This is a genomic window from Chromobacterium sp. Panama (genome assembly GCF_003052555.1).
Taxonomy (GTDB): Bacteria; Pseudomonadota; Gammaproteobacteria; order Burkholderiales; family Chromobacteriaceae; genus Chromobacterium.
Genome location: NZ_QARX01000001.1, coordinates 1,327,113 through 1,351,134, shown reverse-complemented (window position 1 = coordinate 1,351,134; position 24,022 = coordinate 1,327,113). Strand labels below are relative to the sequence as shown.

The 24,022-nt window shown below is 68.9% G+C and carries 23 protein-coding genes and 1 tRNA gene; 15 read left to right on the top strand and 9 right to left on the bottom strand.

Going from position 1 to position 24,022, the window contains the following annotated elements:
* Positions 1-55 precede the first annotated feature (55 nt).
* The 3 genes from hpnE to hpnC form a co-directional block, all read right to left on the bottom strand.
* A complete protein-coding gene (hpnE, locus tag DB032_RS06300; RefSeq protein WP_107798716.1) occupies positions 56-1,324 on the bottom strand; it encodes a hydroxysqualene dehydroxylase HpnE in 1,269 nt (422 codons plus the stop codon).
* 7 nt (positions 1,325-1,331) lie between these two features.
* Positions 1,332-2,177, bottom strand: coding sequence for a presqualene diphosphate synthase HpnD (hpnD, locus tag DB032_RS06295; RefSeq protein ID WP_107801710.1), 846 nt, complete (start codon positions 2,175-2,177; stop codon positions 1,332-1,334).
* A 77-nt stretch (positions 2,178-2,254) separates the two neighbouring features.
* Positions 2,255-3,067 carry a squalene synthase HpnC gene (gene hpnC / locus DB032_RS06290; RefSeq protein ID WP_107798715.1) on the bottom strand — a complete coding sequence of 271 codons (813 nt, stop codon included), beginning with the start codon at positions 3,065-3,067 and terminating at the stop codon, positions 2,255-2,257.
* Positions 3,068-3,243: 176 nt separating this feature from the next.
* On the opposite strand from hpnC, the gene DB032_RS06285 reads away from it, so the two are divergent.
* The 5 genes from DB032_RS06285 to DB032_RS06265 all read left to right on the top strand — a co-directional run bounded on the left by DB032_RS06285 (position 3,244) and on the right by DB032_RS06265 (position 7,544).
* Positions 3,244-3,319, top strand: a tRNA-Ala gene (locus DB032_RS06285).
* Positions 3,320-3,482: 163 nt separating this feature from the next.
* Positions 3,483-4,268 (top strand): ABC transporter substrate-binding protein, encoded by a 786-nt coding sequence (locus tag DB032_RS06280; protein ID WP_107798714.1) that lies wholly within the window; start codon positions 3,483-3,485, stop codon positions 4,266-4,268.
* 118 nt (positions 4,269-4,386) lie between these two features.
* Positions 4,387-5,553 carry an MFS transporter gene (locus tag DB032_RS06275; RefSeq protein ID WP_107798713.1) on the top strand — a complete coding sequence of 389 codons (1,167 nt, stop codon included), beginning with the start codon at positions 4,387-4,389 and terminating at the stop codon, positions 5,551-5,553.
* Entirely contained in the window at positions 5,550-6,662 is a 1,113-nt protein-coding gene (locus DB032_RS06270; protein WP_107798712.1) for a class II histone deacetylase, read from the top strand. Before DB032_RS06275 ends, DB032_RS06270 begins: the two co-directional genes overlap by 4 nt.
* A gap of 57 nt (positions 6,663-6,719) precedes the next feature.
* Complete coding sequence (locus DB032_RS06265) at positions 6,720-7,544, top strand: MoaF C-terminal domain-containing protein (RefSeq protein ID WP_107798711.1); 825 nt, start codon at positions 6,720-6,722, stop codon at positions 7,542-7,544.
* Between the two features lie 15 nt (positions 7,545-7,559).
* On the opposite strand, the gene DB032_RS06260 is transcribed toward DB032_RS06265, so the two are convergent.
* The gene (locus DB032_RS06260) at positions 7,560-8,354 is read right to left on the bottom strand and encodes an SDR family NAD(P)-dependent oxidoreductase (protein WP_107798710.1); all 795 of its coding nucleotides are present in this window, start codon (positions 8,352-8,354) and stop codon (positions 7,560-7,562) included.
* Between the two features lie 206 nt (positions 8,355-8,560).
* Here DB032_RS06260 and hpaR point away from each other — a divergent pair, with 206 nt between their 5' ends.
* Entirely contained in the window at positions 8,561-9,001 is a 441-nt protein-coding gene (hpaR, locus tag DB032_RS06255; protein ID WP_107798709.1) for a homoprotocatechuate degradation operon regulator HpaR, read from the top strand.
* Positions 9,002-9,032: 31 nt separating this feature from the next.
* On the opposite strand, the gene DB032_RS06250 is transcribed toward hpaR, so the two are convergent.
* From DB032_RS06250 to DB032_RS06235, 4 genes are all read right to left on the bottom strand, one after another.
* A complete protein-coding gene (locus tag DB032_RS06250) occupies positions 9,033-9,620 on the bottom strand; it encodes a DUF3156 family protein (RefSeq protein WP_107798708.1) in 588 nt (195 codons plus the stop codon).
* Positions 9,601-11,103: an APC family permease gene (locus tag DB032_RS06245; RefSeq protein ID WP_107798707.1), complete on the bottom strand. Its 1,503-nt coding sequence runs from the start codon at positions 11,101-11,103 to the stop codon at positions 9,601-9,603. The genes DB032_RS06250 and DB032_RS06245 overlap by 20 nt, the downstream gene beginning before the upstream one ends.
* Positions 11,104-11,205: 102 nt before the next feature.
* The gene (locus DB032_RS06240; protein ID WP_107798706.1) at positions 11,206-12,537 is read right to left on the bottom strand and encodes an aspartate aminotransferase family protein; all 1,332 of its coding nucleotides are present in this window, start codon (positions 12,535-12,537) and stop codon (positions 11,206-11,208) included.
* Between the two features lie 37 nt (positions 12,538-12,574).
* Positions 12,575-14,074, bottom strand: coding sequence for an aldehyde dehydrogenase family protein (locus DB032_RS06235; protein WP_107798705.1), 1,500 nt, complete (start codon positions 14,072-14,074; stop codon positions 12,575-12,577).
* A gap of 236 nt (positions 14,075-14,310) precedes the next feature.
* Between DB032_RS06235 and DB032_RS06230 the strand changes: the two genes are divergently transcribed.
* A complete protein-coding gene (locus DB032_RS06230; protein WP_233246657.1) occupies positions 14,311-15,366 on the top strand; it encodes a helix-turn-helix domain-containing protein in 1,056 nt (351 codons plus the stop codon).
* Positions 15,367-15,374: 8 nt separating this feature from the next.
* Here DB032_RS06230 and hpaA read toward each other — a convergent pair whose 3' ends face one another.
* Entirely contained in the window at positions 15,375-16,277 is a 903-nt protein-coding gene (gene hpaA, locus DB032_RS06225; RefSeq protein ID WP_107798703.1) for a 4-hydroxyphenylacetate catabolism regulatory protein HpaA, read from the bottom strand.
* A 254-nt stretch (positions 16,278-16,531) separates the two neighbouring features.
* Here hpaA and DB032_RS06220 point away from each other — a divergent pair, with 254 nt between their 5' ends.
* The 8 genes from DB032_RS06220 to DB032_RS06185 all read left to right on the top strand — a co-directional run bounded on the left by DB032_RS06220 (position 16,532) and on the right by DB032_RS06185 (position 23,947).
* Positions 16,532-17,203: a fumarylacetoacetate hydrolase family protein gene (locus tag DB032_RS06220; RefSeq protein WP_107798702.1), complete on the top strand. Its 672-nt coding sequence runs from the start codon at positions 16,532-16,534 to the stop codon at positions 17,201-17,203.
* Positions 17,200-17,982, top strand: a complete 783-nt coding sequence (locus tag DB032_RS06215) for a fumarylacetoacetate hydrolase family protein (protein WP_107798701.1) — start codon at positions 17,200-17,202, stop codon at positions 17,980-17,982. Before DB032_RS06220 ends, DB032_RS06215 begins: the two co-directional genes overlap by 4 nt.
* The gene (gene hpaE, locus DB032_RS06210) at positions 17,979-19,448 is read left to right on the top strand and encodes a 5-carboxymethyl-2-hydroxymuconate semialdehyde dehydrogenase (protein WP_107798700.1); all 1,470 of its coding nucleotides are present in this window, start codon (positions 17,979-17,981) and stop codon (positions 19,446-19,448) included. Before DB032_RS06215 ends, hpaE begins: the two co-directional genes overlap by 4 nt.
* A 107-nt stretch (positions 19,449-19,555) precedes the next feature.
* Positions 19,556-20,440, top strand: a complete 885-nt coding sequence (gene hpaD, locus DB032_RS06205) for a 3,4-dihydroxyphenylacetate 2,3-dioxygenase (RefSeq protein ID WP_107798699.1) — start codon at positions 19,556-19,558, stop codon at positions 20,438-20,440.
* Positions 20,421-20,810 (top strand): 5-carboxymethyl-2-hydroxymuconate Delta-isomerase, encoded by a 390-nt coding sequence (locus DB032_RS06200; RefSeq protein ID WP_107798698.1) that lies wholly within the window; start codon positions 20,421-20,423, stop codon positions 20,808-20,810. The genes hpaD and DB032_RS06200 overlap by 20 nt, the downstream gene beginning before the upstream one ends.
* Positions 20,811-20,858: 48 nt before the next feature.
* Positions 20,859-21,662: a 2-oxo-hept-4-ene-1,7-dioate hydratase gene (gene hpaH / locus DB032_RS06195; protein ID WP_107798697.1), complete on the top strand. Its 804-nt coding sequence runs from the start codon at positions 20,859-20,861 to the stop codon at positions 21,660-21,662.
* Positions 21,663-21,681: 19 nt separating this feature from the next.
* Positions 21,682-22,485, top strand: coding sequence for a 4-hydroxy-2-oxoheptanedioate aldolase (gene hpaI, locus DB032_RS06190; RefSeq protein ID WP_107798696.1), 804 nt, complete (start codon positions 21,682-21,684; stop codon positions 22,483-22,485).
* 76 nt (positions 22,486-22,561) lie between these two features.
* Positions 22,562-23,947 (top strand): MFS transporter, encoded by a 1,386-nt coding sequence (locus DB032_RS06185; RefSeq protein ID WP_107798695.1) that lies wholly within the window; start codon positions 22,562-22,564, stop codon positions 23,945-23,947.
* Positions 23,948-24,022: the final 75 nt, after the last annotated feature.

The following is a 24,022-nucleotide window of genomic DNA, read 5'->3' as shown; positions in this document are numbered from 1 at the left end:
TCGCTATCTTGTAATCAGGGCCATCGGCGGCGCGCCCCTGCGGCCGCCGGATGGCTCACAGTCTTCCAATCACCGCGCGGGCGGCTGCGACGCCGCTTCGGACGGCCCCCTCCAAAGTGGCAGGATAATCAGCATGCGTCCAATCTCCCGCCAAATAAAGCGATTGTACCGGGCTTGGCTGCGCCGGTCGCCTCATATCGACCAAACTGGCAAAAGTGGCCCGCCGCTCCGCCAGCACCCGGAAATCAAGCCGCCGGCCGGCGCGCGGATCAAGCCGGCGCACGTCGGCCTCCACCAAAGCAGCCAGTTTCTCTTGCGCAAGCGCGTCCAGATGCTGCGGCGCGCTCATCACCGCGGCCACCCAGCCGGTCTCGCCCATCAGCGCGCCGCGGTCGAACAGCCAGTCGCCGACGCCGCCGCTACAGGCGCACATCGGCGCCGGCAAACGGACCGCGCCTTCAAACTGCAGGTAGACGGTGTAGATGGGCCAATAACGATAAGCATCGGTCAGCTGGCGCAGCGCTGGATCCGCCGTCAGTTCCGCCGCGTGATACGGCGCCACCGCCAGCACGGCGGCGTCGAAGCGCTCGCCGTCCACGCTCACCCCCGTTGAATCCGCCGCCACGCCGCGCACGCGCCGGCCGGCGCGCAGATCCGCGCCGCGCGCCGCCAGCCAGCGCCAAGCCGGCTCCGGGAACAGGGCGGACAAGTCCACTTTGGGCAGCAAGAGATCGCTGGCGGCGCGCTCCGCGCCCAGGCTGTCGCGCAGCACCGCGGCCAGCACCCGCATCGACGCCTGCTCCGGCGGCGTGTTGAGGCCGGACAACACCAGCGGCCGCCAGAATTCGCGGATCAGCGTTTCGGACTGACCTTGCTCCAGCAGCCATTGCGTCACCGCGCAGTCCGGCTCCACCCGCCAGCCCTGCCCTTTCAAACGCTGCAAGGCCAGCGCCAGCCGCGCCTTGTCGCGCCAGCTTATGCCGCGCGCCGTCAGCAGGCCGGCCGCCAGATGCAAGGGCGCCGGCAGCCGCGGGCAGCTCAGGCTGATGCCGCCCTGGCGCTGCCAGTTCATCGGCAGGCGCAGCAAGGCCCGGCTCTCGTCCACGCCCACCGCGGCCATCAGCCGCAGGCATTCGCGATACGCGCCGATCAGGATGTGCTGGCCGTTGTCCAGCCGGCTGCCGGGCACGCCGATGCGGCGCGCGCGGCCGCCCGGCTCGCGGCCGGCCTCGAACACGGTCAGCTCCGCCCGCCCGGCCAGCTCCACCGCGGCGGCGAGGCCGGCCCAGCCGGCGCCGATCACGGCGACGCGCGGCCTGCTCATGCGCGGCTCACGGCCGGTAGCCGAAAGTCCAGGTTTTCCATGCCAGCCACAGCTTGCGGATGGGCGTCAGCGACAGCCGCTGATTGAGCACCTTGGCCGGGCCGTCCAGCTTGATCTCCTCCAGCGTGGCGCGGTAGATCGCGGCCATCAGCAGGCCGGGGCGCTGAGACTTGCGGTCCGCCGCCGGCAGCATTTCCCAGGCCTGGCGGTAGTATTGCTGCGCGCGCTCGATCTGGAATTCCATCAAGTCCTTGAAGGCCGGGCTTTCCTCGTAGTGCAGAATGTCCATCGCCGGGCAATTGAAGCGCTGCAACTCCTCCATCGGCAGATAGATGCGGTCGCGGCGCGCGTCCTCGCCCACGTCCCGGATGATGTTGGTCAGCTGGAAGGCGATGCCCAACTCGTGCGCGTACTCCAGCGTCTTCTCGTCGCCGTAGCCGAAGATGCGCGCCGCCAGTTGCCCCACCACGCCGGCCACGCGGTGGCAGTACAGCAGCAGGTCCTGGAAACGCTGGTAGCGCACCATGCTCAGGTCCATGGCCATGCCATCTATGATTTCTTCCAGCTCGCTCTGCGGCAGGCCGAAAGCCCGCGCGTGCGGCTGCAGCGCCTGCATCACCGGGTGTTCCGGCGCGCCCTGGTAGAGCTTGGCGATTTCGCCGCGCCACCAGGCCAGCTTGGCGCTGGCCACGCCGGGGTCGTGGCATTCGTCCACCACGTCGTCCACCTCGCGGCAGAAGGCGTACAGCGCGGTGATCGCGCGGCGGCGCGACTCCGGCAAGAAGCGGAAGCTGTAATAGAAGCTGGAGCCGCTGGCGGCGGCCTTGTCTTCGCAATACTGATCAGGCGTCACGCGCCACTCCTGTCCAAGCGGCGGCCGCGGCGGGCCGCCGTCCTTCAATCATATTCATCGTCGTCGCGCCGCGGCGCTCACTTGGCGCGCGCCGCGCGCCACAGCATGTAAATCCAGTCGCGCCATCCCAGCACCGGACGGCGGCGGAACACATCGCCGCCGGAGTCGTGCAGCTTTTTCAGTATCCGTTCGCCGCCCAGGATGATCAGCCTCAGTTCCAGCCCCATCCGGCCCTTCAACACTTTGCCCAGCGGCGCGCCGGCCTGCAACATCTTGCGCGCGCGCTCAATCTGGGCGCGCATCATAGGCTGCCACAGGCCGCCGGCGTCGCGCGCGGCGATCTGCGCCTCGCTCACCCGGAAGCGCTGCAAATCCTCCTGCGGCAGATAAACCCGGCCCTTGCGCCAGTCCAGCTCGACATCCTGCAGGAAATTGATCAGTTGCAAGGCGGTGCAGATGCCGTCCGACATCGCCAGCGAGCGCCTATCGTTCTCGCCGTACAGCCCCAGCATCAGCCGGCCCACCGGATTGGCGGAGCGGCGGCAGTAATCCGCCAGTTCCGCGTAATCGCGGTAGCGGGTTTTCCCCACGTCCTGACGGAAGGCCGCCAGCAGATCGTGAAACGGCTGCAAGTCCAGGCCGTGCTCGGCGATCGCCGCCGCCAGATTGCGCATCATGGCCGTGTCCGGCGTCTGGCCGGCGCCGATGCGCTCCAGCTCCGCGCCCAGGCGGTCCAGTTCGGCCAGCCTCAGCTCGGGGGCGTCGTCGCCCTCGTCCGCCACGTCGTCGGCGTAACGCGCGAAATGGTAGATGGCGTGCACGGCGCGGCGCATCCTGCGCGGCAGCAGGATGGAGCCCACCGGGAAATTCTCGTAATGCCCAACCGACATCGGCTTGCTTCCTGTTGTATGGCTGGCGAATGGGCGATTATAACCGAGCGCTCCGGACCCTCCTATGCCGGCGGCCGCGCCGCCGCCGGAAAATTATCCAAAAAAAGCGGCGGAGGCTATTTACACGCTCCTGCCGCTGCCATATACTGCGCAGCACTGTGAAACGCAGCCGGTGCGGGGGTATAGCTCAGTTGGGAGAGCGCTTGCATGGCATGCAAGAGGTCAGCGGTTCGATCCCGCTTACCTCCACCAAAAACTGCTTCACAGCGAGACGCCGCCCAGCGCGGCCCGCAGCAAAAGCCGATTCCGAGGAATCGGCTTTTTGCATTGTCCCCGCCCTTTTCCCGCTTGCCTTTTTTTGTTGCGGCGCAAATAACTAAAGCAAGTCCATCCCCTCCCGTCGCGGAGCTTCCGTATGCCGCGTGCCCGCCTGATCTTCCTGCTGCTGTCCCTGTGCGCCTTCGGCGCCGCGGCCGAGCCGCGCCCGGCCAGCCTGCGGCTGTGCACCGAAGACATGGACGCGCCGCCGTGGCGCAGCCAGAACGGCCCCAGCCTGAGCTTGCAGATGCTGAAGTCCGCCGCCCAAAGAAGCAATATCAAGCTGGAAATCCGGGAGATGGCCTGGGTGCGCTGCCTGAACGAGGTGCAGAACAATCAGTTGGACGGCGTCTTCGAGATCAGCTTCAAGCCGGAGCGGCTGCGCATCGGCGTCTATCCGATGAAAGGCGACGCCGCCGACCCGGCGATGCGCATGCATCTGGACAGCTACAGCCTGTACCGGCTGAAAGGCTCGCCGCTGGAATGGGACGGGCAAAGCCTCAGCCACCTGGAAGGCGCCGTCGGCGCGCAGACCGGCTTCTCCGTCATCGCCCAGCTTCAGGCGCTGGGCGCGCAGGTGGACGACAGTTCGCGCAATCCGGAGCAGAACCTGAACAAGCTCCTGGCGCGCCGCATCGGCGCCCTGGCCTTGCCCACGCTGACCGGCGACAGCCTGCTGGCGGGCAATCCGGCCTATAGGGACAGGATAGAAAAAGTGGGGCCGGACCTGGTCGCCAAACCTTACTACCTGATTTTTTCCCACCGCTTCGCGGACGGCCACCCCAAGCTGACCCGCCAATTCTGGGAAGCCATCGCCCAGACGCGGGACACCCCCGAGTACCGCAAGGCGCTGCAAGACGCGCTGCGCCAGCTCAACCGCTGACGCCGCCGTGTTGCGCCCCCGCTATCCCAAATCGGCAAAACGCCGTCCGTCCGCTTGCCCCCAAACGCGAATCTTGCGAGCGTAAGCTCTGGTTCACCACTCGCCCGCCGGGGGAAACATGAGCGTTCGTCTGCCCGCCCACACCGTCGCGCCCGTCCGCGGCGGCGCCTTGATCGCCCTGATCGCCTTCGCCGCCGTCGCGCCGCTGGTGCTGATGACCGCGCCGGCGCTGGCCGGCCAATTGGCCAGCCAGTTCGGCCTGGGGCCGGAACGCATCGGCCGCCTGTTCGCGGTGGAGCTGGGCGCGATGAGCCTGGCGACGCTGCCGGCCTATTTCTGGCTGCCGCGCGTGGACTGGCGGCGCGCCGCCGCCTGCGCCGCCTGGCTGTTCATCGCCGCCAATCTCGCCTCCTGTTTCGCCGCCACTTACGCCGAGCTGCTGCCGCTGCGGCTGCTCAGCGCGCTGGCCGGCGGCTCGCTGATGATTTTATGCCTGTCCACCGCCGCGGCCAGCGCCAATCCCGAACGCGCCTACGGCCTGTGGGTGTGCGGCCAGCTGGCGCTGGGCGCCCTGGGCCTGCTACTGTTTCCGGCCTGGTTCGCCCGTCACGGCGTCGCCGCCTGTTATCTGAGCCTGGCGGCGCTGATGGCCCTCTGCCTGCCGCTGGCCCGCTGTTTTCCGTCCATGGCGGCCCGGCCCGCCGCGCCGTCCGGCGCGGGAGCGACGCCCTGGCGCCCGGCGCTGATCGGGGCGGCCGCCACCTTGTGCTTCTACGTCAGCCTGAGCGGCACCTGGACTTTCATCGGCAGCATCGCCGCCCAGGCGGGGCTGAGCCCGGAGCAAAGCGGAGACTGGCTGGCCCTCGCCACGCTGATGGGCATCGCCGGTTCGGTCTGCGCCGCGGCGATCGGCGGCCGCGGCGCGCGCCGCCGTCTGCTGATCGCCGGCTACGGGCTGATGCTGCTGGCGCTGGCCCTGCTGCTGGGCGCACCGCGCGCCGGCCGCTTCGCCGCGGCGGCGCTCGTCTTCAAATACGCGTGGACCTTCATCCTGCCCTTCATTCTGGCCACGCTGGCCGCTCTGGATCACAGCGGCCGGCTGATGAACACCGTCAATCTGGCGATAGGCGGCGGCCTGGCGCTGGGACCGGCGCTGGCCGGCGAATTGATGGCCGCCCGCGGCCAAAACCCTCAAACCCTGCTGCTCGTCGCCATGGGACTCGCCGCCTTGTCGCTGGCCCTGTTGCTGACGCTGCGGCCCGCAAGCGTCAGGAGTCCGCAATGACCGCCCGCACCGCGTTTTTCTTCGACGAACTCTGCCTGTGGCACAGCGCCGGCCCCCACGCTCAGATCCTGCCGGTGGGCGGCTGGGTGCAACCACCTTCCGGCGGCGGCCACGCCGAATCCCCGGACAGCAAGCGCAGGCTGAAAAGCCTGATGGACGTGTCCGGCCTCGGCGCCCGGCTGCAAGTACGCGGCGCGCCGCCCCTGGACGAGGACGCGCTGCTGCGCGTGCACACGCCCGCCTATCTGCAGCGCTTCAAGGCGCTCAGCGACGCCGGCGGCGGCGAGCTGGGACCGCAGGCGCCGATAGGCCCCGGCAGCTATGAAATCGCCAAACTGTCCGCCGGCCTGGCCTGGGCCGCGGTGAACGCCGTGCTCGCCGGCGAGGCGGACAAGGCCTACGCGCTGTCGCGCCCGCCCGGCCATCATTGCTCGGCGGACGGCGCGATGGGCTTCTGTTTTCTGGCCAACGCCGCCCTCGCCGCGGAGCTGGCCATCGCCCGCCACGGCCTGAGCCGCGTCGCCATCGTCGATTGGGACGTGCACCACGGCAACGGCACCCAGTCCATTTTTTACCGGCGCGGCGACGTGCTGACCCTCTCCCTGCATCAGGACGGCTGTTATCCGCCCGGCTACGGCGGGGCCGAGGACCGCGGCGAGGGCGAGGGCCTGGACGCCAATCTGAACATCCCCTTGCTGCCCGGCGGCGGCCACCAGGCCTATCTGGACGCGATGCGGCTGCTGGTGCTGCCGGCGCTGCGGCGTTTCCGGCCCGAGTTGATCATCGTCGCCTGCGGCTACGACGCCAACGCCGTCGATCCCCTGGCCAGAATGCAGGCGCACAGCGACACCTTCCGCGAGATGACGCGGCAGCTGGCCGACTACGCCGACGCCGAGGCGGGCGGACGGCTGGTCCTGCTGCACGAGGGCGGCTATTCCGAGGCCTACGTGCCCTTTTGCGGCCTGGCCGCGCTGGAGGCGCTGTCCGGCGTCCGCACCGAGGTGCGGGACCCGCTGCTGGAACTGATCATCGCGCAGCAGCCCGGCGCGCCGCTGCGCGAGCTGCAAACGCGCCTGCTGGAAGCGCAGGCCGAGCGGCTCGGGTTTTGAACGCCCGCCCCAAAACGAGCCGAGTCCGCCATTTAGCCATCGATAAGGAGCCGCCCCATGTCCAATCCCACTCCCGAATTCATCCAGGTCGGCGCGCTGGCCGACGGCTTCGCGCCCGACAGCCTGACCCTGCCCCGCTGCGCCGAGCTGGACGGCCGCAGCCTGCGGCTGTGCTTCGACGACGACAGCGCCGCGGACTGCCGGCTGGAGTCCGGCGGCGACGCCCGCGTCGTCCTTGAGCGTCCGGGGCGAGCCTCGGCGCTGGCGGAGATAGACGGCTTCCACGCCAGTTCCTTGCGCGCCGGCGTCTATTTCATCGATTTCCGTCACCAGGGCCCCGCCGCGCAGTCCCTCAGCCTGATCCTGGACCTGGCGCAGCGCCGCTTCACCCTGGTTCTGGGCCGGCTGCCCGACGCCGACGCCGCGCGGATCTGCGCCTTCGACCGGGTGGAACGCCAGATGGAGCTGACCGGCGTGGAAGTCGAATTCCTCCACGGCGCCGTCAACCAGCCCGCCGCCGCGGTCCCGCGGCACCCGCCCAGCCGCGAACTGATCGGCATGCGCAACCGCTACCGCTACAGCCCCACCGAGTGCTACGAGCACATTTACCTGAACGACGGCCTCTACGCCTGGCATTGTCTGGAAGGCGTGGAGCGCGGCCTGGCCGACGTCGACCGCTGCCACTACTACCAAGTGGCGGAGCGGCTGTATTTATTCGTCTGGCGCGAAAAAATCATCCCCACCCTGGGCGTGATCTTGATCGACCTGGAGCAAATGCGCACCGACGGCAAGATCTTCGGCTATCAGGACGAGGATTTCGGCGCCACCCGCAACTTCCGGGTGGGCGCGCAGGCCAGCGTCGTCAACCACACTCGCGGTTAAAGGTCCGCGCCGGCCTCATTCCCTTTCCAGCCGCGCGTAAGCCAGCGTCGGCACATCCACCGCCGTCGCGCCGCCGTCGGCCGTCAGGCAAGCGCCGCTGACCATCGCGGCCTCGTCGGACAATAGAAAGCGGCAGATCGCGGCAATCTCCTCCGGCGTCGCCGGCCGCCGCAAAGGCACGTCGGCGGTCACCCGCCGGTAGGCGGCCTCCAGATCTTCGCCATGGGCCGCCATCAGCGGCCGCATCTCCTCGTCCGCCATCGGCGTGCGCACCCAGCCCGGACACAGGGCGTTGACCCGCACCGCCGGCCCGTAGTCGCGCGCCAGCGACCGGGCCAGGCCCAGCAAGGCGTGCTTGGCCGTCACATAGCCGCAGGCCGCAGGCCCGGCCGCCAGACCGGCGATGGAGGCCAGCAACACCATGCTGCCGCCCTGCCGGATCAGGTCCGGCAGGCAGGCGCGGGCGCTGACGAAGGCGGTGTCCAGATTGGCGCGCATCGCGGCGCGCCAGGCCGCGTCGTCGGTGTCCAGCGCCGCGCCCATGCCCAGGCCGCCGGCGCAGGCGGCCAAGCCGTCCACCCTGCCCCAGCGCGCGCGGATGCGCGCCAGGAAATCCTCCCAGGCCGCGGCGTCGGCGGCGTCGCCGGCCAAGGCCAGACCGCCGGTTTCCTCCGCCAGCGCCAGCAAGGGGCCGGCCCGCCGTCCCACCAGGGCCAGCCGCGCGCCTTCGGCGGCGAAGCGGCGCGCGCAAGCGGCGCCGATGCCGGAGCCCGCGCCGGTGATCACTATGGTTTTATCGCGCAAAGACATCTCAGCCTCCTTGTCGTTCGCCGTCTAAACCCGACGGCATGATGCCGGAGCCCGCGCCGGTGATCACTATGGTTTTATCGCGCAAAGACATCTCAGCCTCCTTGTCGTTCGCCGTCTAAACCCGACGGCATTATGTTAATATATTCATTTAAAGTAAACAGGCCGCCCCCCCTTACCCTCCCGCGACTTTAAACCAAGGAGCCGCCATGGACCCTACGCAGCGTCCCTACCAATACCAACTGCCGCAACGCCTGCTGCGCGCGCGCGAAGCGGTGATGTCCTACTTCCGTCCGGTGCTGAGCCGTCACGGCCTGTCGGAACAGCAATGGCGCGTCCTGCGCCTGCTGGCGGAACGCGGAAACATGGAAGCCGGCGAGATCGCCCAGCGCGCCGGCATCCACCCGCCCAGCCTCAGCGGCATCCTGGCGCGCATGGAAAGGGACGATCTGGTTTACCGCCACCGCGCCCAAGCGGACAACCGTCGCTTGATCGTCACGCCGACGCAGCACGCCAAGACGCTGACCCAGCGCATCATTCCGCTGTCCAACGACTGTTACCGCCAGATCGAAGCCCATTTTTCCCAGGCCAAACTGCAAGCCTTGCTCGCCTTGCTGGATGAGCTGGAAAGCCTGCCCGCGCCGTCTTAGAACCTGTTCAAGAGCGGACCGCCCGCCAGACCTAGCCCCGCCCCGCCTCCGCCGCCAGCAAGACGCGGCGGCAGGCGGCCAGACTGGCCAGCACCGCCAGGCCCTGCACGCCGCGCAGGCCGATGTAGCGCCGCAAGGGCGGCAGCCGGCACGCCACCTCGCTGGCGCCGTAAGGCTCCAGACACAGCAACCAGCCGTCCTGGCCGCCGTGCAGCTCGCAACGCTTGAAGTCCAGCGGCGACAGCGCGGCGCGCACATCCGCGTCGGCGCGCAAGCGCTCCAGCAGCGGCGCCAGCGCCGCGGCGTCGCCGTCCAGCAAATCGACGACGATGCCGCGGCGACGCCAGAAGCCGCCGTGACGCAGGCGGATGCGCGCGCGGCCCGGCGCGCCCGGCACCGTCAGCCGGAACTCGCAAGCCACCATATAGGCCAGCCAGCCCGCCTCCACCCGCTCCCGCGCCGAAAAGCTCCACTCCCCGTGCGGAAAGCGAAAACGCCGCTCCGCCTCCTCTTCGGCCTGGCAATCCAGCTCCGGCCAGTCCAGGCTCAGCCGCGCCAGCGTCGCGCCCGGACGATAGCCGCCCGGCCTGCGCCAGGCCTCAACCAGCCGCGGCCACACGTTCCAGCTCCCGCCGCAAGACTTCGTCCTCGCCCTGGCACTGCGTGTCCAGAATCCGCTCCAGCGGCACCGGCCGGAACGGGTTGACCTTCTGCACCAGCAAGGTCCACAGCAGCGCGTACACCAGGGTCAGGCCCAGCATCCAGCCAAAGGGCAGGTAGATGTCGCGCGCCTGCATGCCGGGCGGGGTGATGAAACAGATCGCCAGCACGATGCCCAGCGCGGAGCCTATCTGCGGCAGCGGAAACCACGGCGAGCGGTAGGCGCGCGGGAAATCCGGCCGCGTCAGCCTCAGCCGCACCACGGACAGCGTCACCAGCAGATAGGCCACGCCCCAGGAACAGACCGCCGCCAGCACCAGGGGCATGATGCGGTCCAGATCGCCCTGGATCAACCAGGCGTGGACACAGGGGATGAGCACCGCCGCCGCGATGCCGCACCACGGCGTGTTGAAACGCGGATGCAGATAGGCGAAGCAGCGCGGCAAGGCGCCATCCTGGGCCATGCCGTACAGGATGCGCGGCAGCGCCGCCATCAGGGTGTTGATCGTCGCCGCGCCGGCCAGCAGCAGGCCGACGCCCAGCCAGATCTTGCCGAAGGGCCCCATCACCCGCTCGGCGAAGGCCGGCAACGCCATCGGCGTGTCCAGCAGCCGCGGGCCGTCCGCATGGGCCGGGTCCAGCGGCGTATTGGCCACCTGCCGCACCATGGCCGCGCCGTACAGCAGCATGGTGACGGCCACGCCGCTGAGCCCCATCTTCAAAGCCCGCGGAATGGCGCGCCCGGAGTCGCGCAGCTCCGGCGCCAGCGGCGTCACCAATTCCGCGCCGACGAACATGAACATCGCCATGCCCACCAGGCTGAGCAGCAGGCCCGGGTCGTCCAGACGCAGCGGCGCGCCGAACCAGCCGCCCAGATCCACCGCCGGCGCGCGCAGCAGGCCGGCCACGCCGAAGACGGTCAGCGTCGCCCACATGCCGAAGGTCAGCGCCACCTCGGCCTTGCCGAACAGGGTCACGCCCAGCGCGTTGAGCGCGCCGAAAACGATGACCAGGCCCACGCCCACCATCCAGGCGCTGCCGCTCTTTTCCAGCATGGTGTTGAGATGGTCGAAATTCACCAGCGCCATGATGCCGGACAGTATGGTCTCGGCGGTGCCGGCGAACACATGCACCAATAGATAGGCCGACAAGGTGCCGGCGATGGCCAGGCCGCGGCCCAGGCCGGCGCTGATGTAGTCGTACACCGCGCCGGAAGTCGGCAGCATCGCCGCCGCTTCGGCGAAAGTGGTGGCCTGCGCCTGCATCATCAAATAGGCGATCAGCATGGCCAGCGCGAAAGTGCCGCCGGCCATGCCGAAGCCGCTGGTGGCGGTCAGTATCACCGGGCTGGCCATCACCACGCCCACCGAGCTGGCCAGCGCCACCGGAAAGCCCACCACGCCGCGGCTCAGGCTGCGGCTCAAACGTTCGCTAACAGACATGGTTCTCCTCCCTCTTCCATCCGCCGCCGCGCCGGCCGCCGCTCTCTGTCTTCCTGGCGGCGTGCCGGCGCGGCCGGCTGTTCCCCGTTCGGGCCGGGCCGTTCAGGCCTCGGCCAGCCCGGCTTCCAAGGCCGACGCGATCACATCGGCGTGCTCGCGCTGCAAAACCAGCGGCGGCGACAGAATGATCTTGCTGCCCACCGGCCGCACCAGCGCGCCGGCCCGGCGCGCGATCTCCGCCACCTTGTCGGCGTAGCCGCTTTGCGGGTCTATCGGCTCCCGGCTGGCCTTGTCCTTGACCAGGTCCAGGGCCAGCATCAGGCCCTTGCCGCGCACCTCGCCCACCGCCGGATAACGCTCGGCCAGCGGCAGCAGCCGCTCCAGCAGGTAGGCGCCCGTTTCCGCCGCCTTAGCCGGCAAGTCTTCCTCCTGCACGATGCGCAGATTGGCGAGAGCGGCGGCGCAGGCCACCGGATGGCCGGCGTAGGTGTAGCCGTGCATGATGACGCCGCCGAAATCGCCGTTGGCGGCGAAGGCGTCCGCCACGCGCTGATTGACCACGGTGGCGCCCAGCGGCAGATAGCCGGAGGAGATGCCCTTGGCCAGGCACATCATGTCCGGCTTCACTCCCCACAGCCGGCTGCCGAACATGGAGCCGGAGCGGCCGAAGCCGGTGACCACCTCGTCGGCGATCAGCAGCACGCCGTGGCGGTCGCACACCTCGCGCACCCGCGGCCAATAACTGGCCGGTGGCACGATGACGCCGCCGGCGCCCTGTATCGGCTCGGCGATGAAAGCCGCCACCGTGTCCGGGCTCTGGAACAGGATCTCGCGCTCCAGCATCCGCGCGCAGATTTCGGCCAGCTCCTCAGGGTCGTCGGTGAAGGGGTTGCGGTAGGGCCACGGGGTCTCCACATGGAAGCAGCCGGGCAGCAGCGGTTCGTAATTGCGGCGGAACACCGTGTTGCCGTTGACCGATCCGCCGCCGAAGTGGGTGCCGTGATAACCCTGCTTCAAGGAGATGAACTTGACCCGGTCCGGCTGGCCCTTGAGCCGCCAGTATTGGCGCGCCAGCTTGAGCGCGGTTTCCACCGCGTCCGAGCCGCCGGAGCTGAACACCACCCGCGCCATGTCTTCCGGCCGCAGCATGTCGATCAGCAGCGCGGACAACTCCTCCGCCCGCGGATGGGAGATGCCGTCGAAAAGCTGGAAATACTCCAGCTCGTCCAGCTGCCGGGCGATGGCCTGCTTGATTTCGGCGCGATTGTGGCCGACGTTGACGTTCCACAGCCCGGCCACGCCGTCCACCAGCTTGACGCCCTGGTCGTCGAACACATGGCAGCCGTCGCCGCGCACGATGCGGATGGGCGGCCGCTCTTTCATTGCGTTGGGATGCAGCATCGGGTGCCAGAAACGGGCCTTGTCGTAGGACATGTCTTTCTCCTGAATCAAAGTGGAAGCGCGTCCGCGCTCAATGGGCGATGCAGACCGATTTGATCTCGGTGAAACTCTCCACCGCGCCCTTGCCGAACTCGCGGCCGAGGCCGGATTCCTTGTAGCCGCCGAAGGGCATGCCCGGGTCCAGCGGTATATGGCTGTTGACCCAGACCGTGCCGGCCTGCAAGCGCGGCACGATGTCCAGCGCCGCCGACAAATCATTGGTCCACACGCTGGCGGCCAGGCCGTAGCGCGTGTCGTTGGCCAGCGCCACCGCCTCGTCCACCTCGTCGAAGGGCATCAGCGCCAGCACCGGGCCGAAGACTTCCTCGCGCGCCACCGGATTGTCCGGCGCCAGGTCCGCCATCACCGTGGGTTGCACGAAATAGCCGGGCAAGTCGGCGGCGCCGCCGCCCGTCAGCACGCGGGCGCCGGCGGCGCGGCCGCGCTCGATCAGCCGGCACACCGCCTGCTGACGCCGCTGCGACACCAGCGGGTTGACCTGGGCGTCCAGATCCATGCCCGGCCCCAGCCGCATGCCGGCCACGGCGGCGGACAGCGCCTCGGCGAACAGATTGAACTTGCTGCGGTGCACGTACAGCCGCGAGGCGGCGGCGCAGACCTGGCCCTGATTGAGAAAGCCGCCCAGCAAAGCGCCCCGCACCGCCTGGTCGATGTCGGCATCGCCCAGCACCAGCATCGGGTTCTTGCCGCCCAGCTCCAGCGCCAGCCGGGTCATATTGTCCAGCGCGGCGTGGCCGACGGCCTTGCCCACCTCGGTGGAGCCGGTGAAGCTGACCTTGCCGATCAGCGGATGCCCGGCCAGCGCGCGGCCCGCCGCCTCGCCGCGCCCGGTCACCACATTGAACACGCCCGGCGGCACCCCGGCCTCCAGCGCCAGCTCCGCCAGGCGCAAGGCGCTCAGCGGCGTCTCGCTGGCCGGCTTCAACACCGCCGTGCAGCCGGCCGCCAAGGCCGGCACCGTTTTCCACAAGGCGATCATCAAAGGGAAGTTCCACGGCGCGATGCCGGCGGCCACGCCCACCGGCTCGCGCCGGGTGAAGGCGGTGAAGCGCGCGCCCGGCGGCGCCGGAATCGACACGTCCAGGGTTTCGCCGGTGATCTTGGTGGCCCAGCCCGCCATATAGCGCACGTATTCGATGGAGCCGCCCACCTCGATGGCCCGCGCCAGATGGATGGACTTGCCCTGGTTCAGCGTTTCCAGCTGCGCCAGCTCCTCGGCGTGCGCTTCCAGCACATCCGCCAGCCTCAGCAATACGCGTTCGCGCTCGGCCGGCCGCAGGCCGGACCAGACGCCGGATTCGAAGGCGCGCCGCGCGCTGCCCACCGCCGCGTCCACATCGGCGGCCTCGCCGTCCGCCACGCTGGCGATCACCGCGCCGCTGGCCGGATTGCGCACGTCCTTGCGCCGGCCGGACAAAGCCGCCCGCGGCTTGCCGTCTATCCACAGCCCGTGCTCCCGTTCCAGAAAGGCCCGCACCGAATCCAGCACCGGCACCAGGTTTTGATCCATCCTCGTCTCCTTTTCGATCAAGCTTGCCGCCGCGTAGGCGCGGCCGGCGATGGCCCAATATACCCAGCGCCGCCGCCGCGGCTGATCCCAAATCGGCAAAGCGCGACCCGGCCCTTCTCGTTGCGGCGCAGCATGTCTCCAGATGGAAACATGCAGTAAAAACAATGCTTAAGCGACGCAAAGAGCGCTGGACATTTCGATTTAAATAACATATTAATCATTATGAGATCCAGAGAATGGACCGAGAACAGGCGGACTCCACCCCCACCCACCGGAGAAAGCAGATGATTGCCGCAGCCCGTTGCTTTGACGACGCCCACCTGCACGCCGAGGCCCTGCCCGGCTGGGAGCAGCTATACAGCCAGATCAGCGGCGGCCGCTTCCGCAGCACCTTGAGCCGGGTGCGCACCGCGCGCCTGGATATTTTCCGCGAAAGCTTCAATCAGCGCGTGGTGCAGCAAGGCCGCGCGCCCGGCGGCATGATCCATTTCGCGCTGCCCATCCGCGCGCCGTCGCCGCTGAGCCTGCAGGGCGTCGCCGTGCCCGACGACGCCCTGATGGCGCTGCGCGGCGGCGAGGACTTCGTCCTCCATCTGCCGCCGGGCGCGGACTCCGTCCAGGTGTCGGTGCCTTACGAGGATCTGGCCGAACTGACGCCCGCGCTGTGCCGCCCGCTGCGCGAGGCCCGCGGCAAAACGCCGGTGTTCCCGGCCCGGCCGGCCGCGCTGGCGGCGCTGCGCGCGCTGCTGAACGGCGTGTTCGAACAGGCTTTATTGGACCCGGCGCTGCTGTCCTACGCCGGCAACCAGAAAGTGATCCAGCACCAGTTGCTCAGCCTGCTGCAAGACGCCTTGGCGGACGGCGCGCTGGGCGAGCGCCGCGGCAACCTGACCTTCGCCACCCATTGCGACATCGTCAGGCGCAGCCAGGCGCTGGCGCTGGCCAAGCCGGACGAGCCGGTGACGGTGCTGGAGCTGTGCAGCCGGCTGCGCGTCAGCCGCCGCACGCTGCAAAACAGCTTTCAACTGGTGGCGGACACCACGCCGGTCGATTATCTGCGTTCCATCCGCCTGAACGCGGTGCGCCGGATGCTGCTGAACCCGGCGCGGCCCGGCCACGGCGTGCGCGACGCCGCCGGCGCCTGGGGCTTTTACCACCTGGGCCATTTCGCCGCCGATTACCGCAAGCTGTTCGGCGAGGCCCCGTCGCACACCCGCGGCCGAGCCCTGGCCCATCTGGACGCGCCTCCCGGCGCGCGCGGACTGGAGCCGGTCAACGATCCAGCGGACTAGACGCGAGCTCAGGCCTGACGGCGCGCGCGGTAGTCGCTGGGCGAGCGCCCGGCCATGCGCTGGAAGAAACGGGAAAAATAGGCCGGGTCCTTGAAGCCCAAATCGTAGGCGATGGCGTGCACCGAAGCGGCGGAGTAGATCAGCAGGCGCTTGGCCTCCTGCAACAGCCTATCGTGCGCCAGCCGCTTGGACGGCAGGTCCGCCAGCCGGCGGCACACATCGTTGAGCCGCGCCTCGCTGACCCCCAGCTCGGCCGCGTAGCGGTCCAGGCTCCAGTGTTCGCGGTAATGCGCTTCTATCAAGCCGTTGAAGCGATGGTAGAGCCGCCACTCGTCACGCCGCGGCCCGCGGCGCGGTCCCGGCAGGCCGGACAGCCGCAGCACGTCCACCAGCACCAGCTGGGCCAGGGCTTGCCGCGCCAGCTCCGCGCCCGGCGCCGGCGCCTCGCTCTCCCGCTGCAACTGCGCCAGCCGCTCGGGCAGGCGCCGCGCCATATCGGCCCATTCCGCCGGCACTTCGGCCAGCTCCACGCAGAACGGCGCGCTCAAGGCGTCCGGCCCCGCCTCCTCCAGCCAGCCGCGCGCCAGTTCCTGGCGCAAGGTCAGCACATGGCCGTCGGCCTCCGGCCCGGTGATGAAGGCGTGCGGCACCGTCGGCGGGGTCAGGAACAAGAGCGGGGCGCGCGCCTGGTAATGGTCTTCCTCCAGTTGCAGACGGATGTCGCCGCTGGCGAGATAGTGCAATTGCAAAAAGCGGTCGTGCCGATGCACCGGCATATTGCGGCCGAAGAAGGCCGCCAGCCGGCCAAAGGATTCGCAATGGATGTCGACGGACTCGTAGGGGCTGTCGTAAGCCTTGCCGATGTCGATATTGGGTATGCGCGCGCCCAAACCGCGCGGGATTCTGCTCATCGCCGCCCCTCCCTTGTGACATTTTCGCCATAGTCGGCCGCCCTCGCCCTCCGCTCTCGCCAAAAGGCCGCCGCTCAGGCTTTCGCGCCGGATCGGCGGCCCGGGCCGCCGCCGCGCAAACACGGCTTTTGACGATATTACCCGCAACGCAGCATGGATAAACATTGACAGCGGGCCGCCGTCATCGTTATAAACTTTAACATGTTAATGAATATTTGAACAACGGCGATTCATTCAATAACAAGGAGTTAAGCATGAGTCTGGTCCTAGACGCCGCGACGGAGCGGCCGGCGGCCATCTACGGCGCGGCGCTCAACCACCGTCGTCTGCAGGCGGCGCTGGCGGCGGAATTCGAACAAGCGCCCTATCAGCGCCCGCCGCAAGCGCCGGTCTTGTTCGTCAAACCGCGCAACACCGTCAGCGTCGCCGGCGCGCCCATCCCCTTTCCCGCCGACGCGGACGCCGTCTACGCCGGCGGCGCGCTGGGCGTGCGCATCGGCCGCGACGCCTGCCGCGTCAGCGCGGCCGACGCGCTGTCCCATGTCGGCGGTTATGCGGTGGTCAACGAGGTCAGCCTGGCGGAAACCAGCTTCTACCGCCCGGCGATCCAGGCCAAATGCCGCGACGGCTTCTGCCCCGTCGGCCCGGAAGCCGGCCCCGACGCGATCGACCCGCAACGGGTGCAGGTGCGCACCTATGTCAACGGCGCGCTGGCCGAAACCAACGACAGCGCCGACTGGCTGCGCGGCGTCGCCCAGTTGATCGCCGACGTCAGCCAGTTCCTCACCCTCTACGCCGGCGACCTGCTGATCGTGGCCACGCCGCCGCGCGGCGCGCGGCTGCGGCCGGGCGACGCCGTGGCGGTGGAAATAGACGGCATCGGCCGCCTGGAAAACATCGTCGCGGCCGAGGAGGACATGCAATGAGACACGCCCGCATCCGTTATCAGGGCCGAACCTGGCGCGCGCAGGCCGACGCCGACGGCGCGCTCTTGCTGCCGGACGGCCGCCGCCTGGACGAAACCGAGGCGGAATGGCTGCCGCCCTGCCAGGGCACCCTGTTCGCGCTGGGCCTCAACTACGCCGACCACGCCGCCGAGCTGGATTTCAAGCCGCCCAGCGAACCGCTGGTGTTCCTGAAGACGGCCGCCGCGCTGACCGGCCATCGCCGGCAATCGATGCGGCCGGACAATGTTGAATATATGCATTACGAGTGCGAACTGGTGGCGGTGATCGGCAAGACCGCGCGCAAGGTGAAGCGCGCCCAGGCGATGGACTACGTCGCCGGCTACACCGTGTGCAACGACTACGCGGTGCGCGACTACCTGGAAAACTACTACCGGCCCAATCTGCGGGTGAAAAACCGCGACGGCCTGACCCCGATAGGCCCGTGGCTGGTGGACCGCGACGAGGTGGCGGACCCGCACAGCCTGGAGCTGGCCACCTATGTCAACGGCCGCCGCGTCCAAAGCGGCAATACCCGCGACATGGTGTTCGACATCCCCCATCTGATCGAATACCTGTCCGCCTTCATGACGCTGCAAGCGGGCGACATGATCGCCACCGGCACCCCGCAAGGGCTGTCCGACGTGCGCCCCGGCGACGAAGTCGTCGTAGAGGTCGAGGGCGTCGGACGGCTGCTCAACCAGATCATCAGCGAAGCGGACTGGCTCGCGCGCCGGAACGCGGAAAAGGAAACCCCATGATCAAACACTGGATAGACGGCCGCGAAGTGGCCAGCCAAGACAGCTTCGTCAACTACAACCCGGCCACCGGCGAAGCGCTGGGCGAAGTGGCGGCCGGCGGCGCCGAGGAAATCAATCTGGCGGTGGCCGCCGCCAAGGCGGCTTTTCCCAAGTGGGCGGCCACCCCGGCCAAGGAGCGCGCGCGGCTGATGCGCCGGCTGGGCGAATTGATCCAGCGCGATGTGCCGCGGCTGGCGGAACTGGAAACGCTGGACACCGGCCTGCCCATCCACCAGACCCGCAATGTGCTGATCCCGCGCGCCTCGCACAACTTCGACTTTTTCGCCGAAGTCTGCACCCGGATGAACGGCCACAGCTACCCGGTGGACGAGCAGATGCTCAACTACACGCTGTACCAGCCGGTGGGCGTGTGCGCGCTGGTGTCGCCGTGGAACGTGCCCTTCATGACCGCCACCTGGAAGACCGCGCCCTGCCTGGCGCTGGGCAATACCGCGGTGCTGAAGATGTCCGAGCTGTCGCCGCTGACCGCCAACGAACTGGGCCGGCTGGCGCTGGAGGCCGGCATTCCGCCCGGCGTGTTCAACGTGGTGCAGGGCTACGGCGCCAGCGCCGGCGAAGCCCTGGTCAGCCATCCGGACGTGCGCGCGGTGTCCTTCACCGGCGGCACCGCCACCGGCCGGCGCATCATGCAGAACGCCGGGCTGAAGAAGTACTCGATGGAGCTGGGCGGCAAATCGCCGGTGCTGGTGTTCGACGACGCCGACTTCGATCGCGCGCTGGACGCCGCGCTGTTCACCATCTTCTCCCTCAACGGCGAACGCTGCACCGCCGGCAGCCGCATCTTCGTGCAGAACGGCATCTACGACCGCTTCGTCGCGGAATTCGCCGCCCGCGCTCAGCGCTTGATCGTCGGCGACCCGCAGGACCCCAACACCCAGGTGGGTTCGATGATCACCCGCCAGCATTACGACAAGGTCACCGGCTATATCCGCATCGGTCTGGAAGAAGGCGCGCGGCTGGTGGCCGGCGGCCTGGAACGTCCGGCCGGCCTGCCCGAATCGCTGGCCTCCGGCCACTTCATCCGCCCCACCGTCTTCGCCGACGTCGACAACCGCATGCGCATCGCCCAGGAGGAAATCTTCGGCCCGGTGGCCTGCCTGCTGCGCTTCAGCGACGAGGCCGACGCGCTGCGTCTGGCCAATGACATCGACTACGGCCTGGCCTCCTACATCTGGACCCAGGACATCGGCAAGGCCCACCGGCTGGCGCGCGGCATCGAGGCCGGCATGGTCTTCGTCAACAGCCAGAACGTCCGCGATCTGCGCCAGCCCTTCGGCGGCGTCAAGGCCTCCGGCGTTGGCCGCGAGGGCGGCGAATACAGCTTTGAAGCCTTTGCCGAGGTGAAAAACGTCTGCGTCTCCATGGGCGGCCATTTCATCCCGCGCTGGGGCGTGGAACAAGCCTGAGGCGCCGCCGGGGCCCAGGCCGCGCAGACGGCCGGCCCCGGCGCGACACCGATCCAAGCAGCAAGACTGCGCCGGCCCCGCGGCCCAGTCGCACCGAGGAGAACGCAATGGGAACCCTAGCCCTGGCGGCCAAGATCACGCACGTGCCGTCCATGTATCTGTCGGAACTGCCCGGCCCGCATCAAGGCTGCCGCCAGGCCGCCATAGACGGCCACAAGGAAATCAGCCGCCGCTGCCGCGAACTGGACGTGGACACCATCGTGGTGTTCGACACCCACTGGCTGGTCAATTCCGGCTACCACGTCAACTGCGCGCCGGCTTTCGAAGGCGTGTACACCAGCAACGAGCTGCCGCACTTCATCAAGAACATGCCCTACGCCTATCCGGGCAACCCCGCGCTGGGCAAGCTGCTGGCCGAGGCGGCCACCGCCGCCGGCGTGCATACCCGCGCCCACGACGCCACCACGCTGCCGCTGGAGTACGGCACCCTGGTGCCGATGCGCTATATGAACGCCGACCGGCGTTTCAAAGTGGTGTCGGTGGCCGCGCTGTGCACGGTGCACGATCTGGCCGACAGCGCGCGGCTGGGCGCGGCGATGCGCGAGGCGGTGGAGCGCGATTACGACGGCCGCGTCGCCTTCTTCGCCAGCGGCTCGCTGTCCCATCGTTTCGCCCAGAACGGCACCGCGGATCAATTCCTGCACAAGGCCTGGAGCCCCTTCCTGGAAAGCATGGACCAGGAGGTCATCGCCATGTGGCTGGACGGCGATTGGAAAACCTTCTGCGACATGCTGCCGGAGTACGCCGAGAAGTGTCACGGCGAAGGCTTCATGCACGACACCGCCATGTTGCTGGGCGCGCTGGGCTGGGGCGATTACCGCGGCCGCGCGGAAATCATCACCCCCTATTTCGGCAGTTCCGGCACCGGCCAGATCAACGCGGTGCTACCGGTGGAACCGCTGGGAGAGCGCCATGCCGCACTTCATCGCTGAATGCACCGACAATCTGCGCGCGCAGGCCGATCTGCCGGAGCTGTTCCGCCAGGTGCACAACTGTCTGGCCGCCAGCGGCCTGTTTCCGCTGGCCGGCATCCGCAGCCGCGCCCACTGGCTGGACACCTGGCGCATGGCGGACGGCGAGGCCGACTACGCCTTCGTCCACTGCACTTTGCAGATCGGCAGCGGCCGCAGCGAGGCCGATCGCCGCGCCACCGCCGAACAGCTGTTCGCGCTGATCCAGCGCCACTTCGAACCGCTGCTCGCCCAACGCTATCTGGCGCTCAGTTTCGAACTGACCGAACTGTCCGCCACCCTCAACTTCAAGCGCAACAACGTGCATCAACGCTTCAGCCCGCCGGGCTGAAACGGCCGAAACCGATCACGAAGCTCAGCGACCACCATGAAAGACTCCATGCTCAGCCCCGACCTGATTCGCGGCGCCGCGCGCCGCCTGCACGACGCCGAGCGCGAACGCCGGCAGATCCGCCAGCTCTCGCTGGACCACCCCGAGATCACCATAGAGGACGCTTACGCCATCCAGCGCTGCTGGGTGGAGATGAAGCTGGCGGAGGGACGCCGCCTCAAGGGCCACAAGATAGGCCTGACCTCGCGCGCGATGCAGATGTCCTCGCAGATCAACGAGCCGGACTACGGCGCGCTGCTGGACGATATGTTCTTCAACGACGGCGCCGACATCCCGGTGTCCCGCTTCATCGTGCCGCGGGTGGAAGTGGAGCTGGCCTTCGTGCTGGGCCGGCCGCTGTCCGGCCCCGGCGCCACCTTGTTCGACGTCTACGACGCCGCCGATTACGTGATCCCGGCGCTGGAAATCATTGACGCGCGCAGTCAGTCCATAGACCCGGACAGCCAGCGTCCGCGCAAGGTGTTCGACACCATAGCGGACAACGCCGCCAACGCCGGCGTGGTGCTGGGCGGCCGGCCGGTGCGCCCGCGCGAGCTGGACCTGCGCTGGGTGGCGGCGCTGATGTACCGCAACGGCGTGATCGAGGAGTCCGGCGTCGCCGCCGCCGTGCTCAACCACCCGGCCAACGGCGTGGCCTGGCTGGCCAACAAGCTCTCGCCTTTCGACGTGGAGCTCAAGGCCGGCCAGGTGATCCTGGCCGGTTCCTTCACCCGGCCGGTGCCGGCGCGCGCCGGCGACACCTTCCACGTCGACTACGGCCCGCTGGGCGCGATCAGCTGCCGCTTCGTCTGAACCCGCTCGAGGAACCTCCATGCAACTTCCCGCCAACCCCTTCAAGGCCGCGCTGCGCGACGGCCGCCGCCAGATCGGCCTGTGGCTGGGCCTGGCCAGCCCCTACAGCGCCGAACTGCTGGCCGGCGCCGGCTTCGACTGGCTGCTGATAGACGGCGAACACGCGCCCAACGAGCTCAGGGACGTGCTGCTGCAACTGCAGGCCGTCGCGCCCTATCCCTGCCACCCGGTGGTGCGCGCCGCCAGCAACGACCCGGTGCGCATCAAGCAGTTGCTGGACATCGGCGCGCAAACGCTGATGCTGCCCATGGTGCAGAACGCCGACGAGGCGGCGCGGGCGGTGGCCGCCACCCGCTATCCCCCGCGCGGCGTCCGCGGCGTGGGCAGCGCGCTGGCGCGCGCCTCGCGCTGGAACCGCGTGCCGGATTACCTGACGCGGGCCGACGATGAAATCTGCGTGCTGGCCCAGGTGGAAACCCGCCAGGCCCTGGCCGCGCTGGAAGGCATCGCCGCCACCGACGGCGTGGACGGCGTCTTCATCGGCCCGGCCGACCTGGCCGCCGACATGGGCCATCCGGGCCGGCCCGACCACCCTGAAGTGCGCGCGGCGATGGACGACGCCATCCGCCGCATCCGCGCCCAGGGCAAAGCCGCCGGCATCCTGATGGCCGACGAGGCCGAAGCGCGCCGGCTGTTGGCGCTGGGCGCGGGCTTCGTCGCCGTCGGCGTCGACACCACCTTGCTGGCGCGCCGCGCCGAAGCGCTGGCGGCGGCCTTTCGCGACGAAGCGCCCGGCCGGCCGCCGACGCCATCCGCCTACTGACTGACCCGCGGCGACCACACAAGAACAAGGCGCCGCCCGGAGCCGATCCCGGCCCCACCCCCGAGGAGAACGCAAGATGAGCCACACCCCCGCCGCCGCAAGCGCCCACGCGCGCAAAGTCGCCTACGCCACCGTGATCGGCACCGCCATCGAGTGGTACGACTTCTTCATCTACGCCAGCGCCGCCGGCCTGGTGTTCAACAAACTGTTCTTCGCTCCGGCCGGCGACCGCTTCGCCACCCTGATCGCCTTCGCCTCGGTCGGCGTCAGCTTTCTGTTTCGGCCGCTGGGCGCCTTTCTCGCCGGCCACTACGGCGACCGCCTGGGCCGGCGCGCGATGCTGGTGCTGACCCTGGTGCTGATGGGCGCCTCCACCGCGCTGATCGGCCTGTTGCCCACTTATGAATCCGCCGGCCTGCTGGCGCCGCTGGCCCTGATCCTGCTGCGCGTGCTGCAAGGCATTTCCGCCGGCGGCGAATGGGGCGGCGCGGTGCTGATGGCGGTGGAGCACGCGCCGCGCGGCCAGCGCGGCCGCTACGGCGCCTTCCCGCAGATAGGCGTGCCGCTGGGCCTGCTGCTGGCCTCCGGCGTGTTCGCGCTGATGAGCGGCGTGGTCTCCCCCGGCGACGCCTTTCTGGAATGGGGCTGGCGCGTGCCCTTCCTGCTCAGCGTCGTGCTGCTGTTCATCGGCCAATGGGTGCGCCGCTCGGTGGAGGAAAGCCCGGTCTTCGAGGAGATCAAGGCGCGCAAGGCCGGATCGCGCACCCCGGTGCTGGACCTGTTCCGCCGTCACGCGCCGCTGGTGCTGCTGGCCGCGCTGCTCTTCGCCGGCAACAGCGCCGTCGGTTACATGACCACCGGCGGCTTCATCCAGAACTACACCACCGACCCCGCCGGCGCGCTGCGCATGGAGCGCACCCCGGTGCTGCTCGCCGTCGCCTTCGCCTCCGCCTGCTGGATGGCCTTCACCTGGCTGGCCGGCGTCTGGTCGGACCATATCGGCCGCCGCCGCGTCTACCTGATCGGCTTCGGCGTGCAGCTGGCCGGCGTGCTGACGCTGTTCCCGCTGATCAATAGCGCCAGCCTGCCGGCGGTGCTGCTGGCGCTGTGCCTGCTGTCGGTGGGCACCGGTCTGACGTACGGCGCGCAATCGGCCTTCTACGCCGAGCTCTTCCCCGCCTCGGTGCGCTTCTCCGGCGTCTCCATTTCCTACGCGCTGGGCGCCATCCTCGGCGGCGCCTTCGCGCCGATGATCGCCAAGGCCTTGATCGCCCAGACCGGCTCCACCGCCGCGGTGACCGCCTATCTGAGCGGCATGACGCTGATCGGCCTCGCCTCCGCGCTCTTGCTGCGCGACCGCCGCGACATCCCGCTGGGGCCGGAGCACGAGGCCGAGCAAGCCGCGTCGCCGATACGCTGGCGCCGGCCCGTCGTCGCCGCCGTTCATGCTGAAGCGCCATGAAAAGTACCTAAGACAGCTTGGAAGATGCATTCCAGTGCGTGGTGTCACTATCCATAATGCAAATTCGCTGAATGT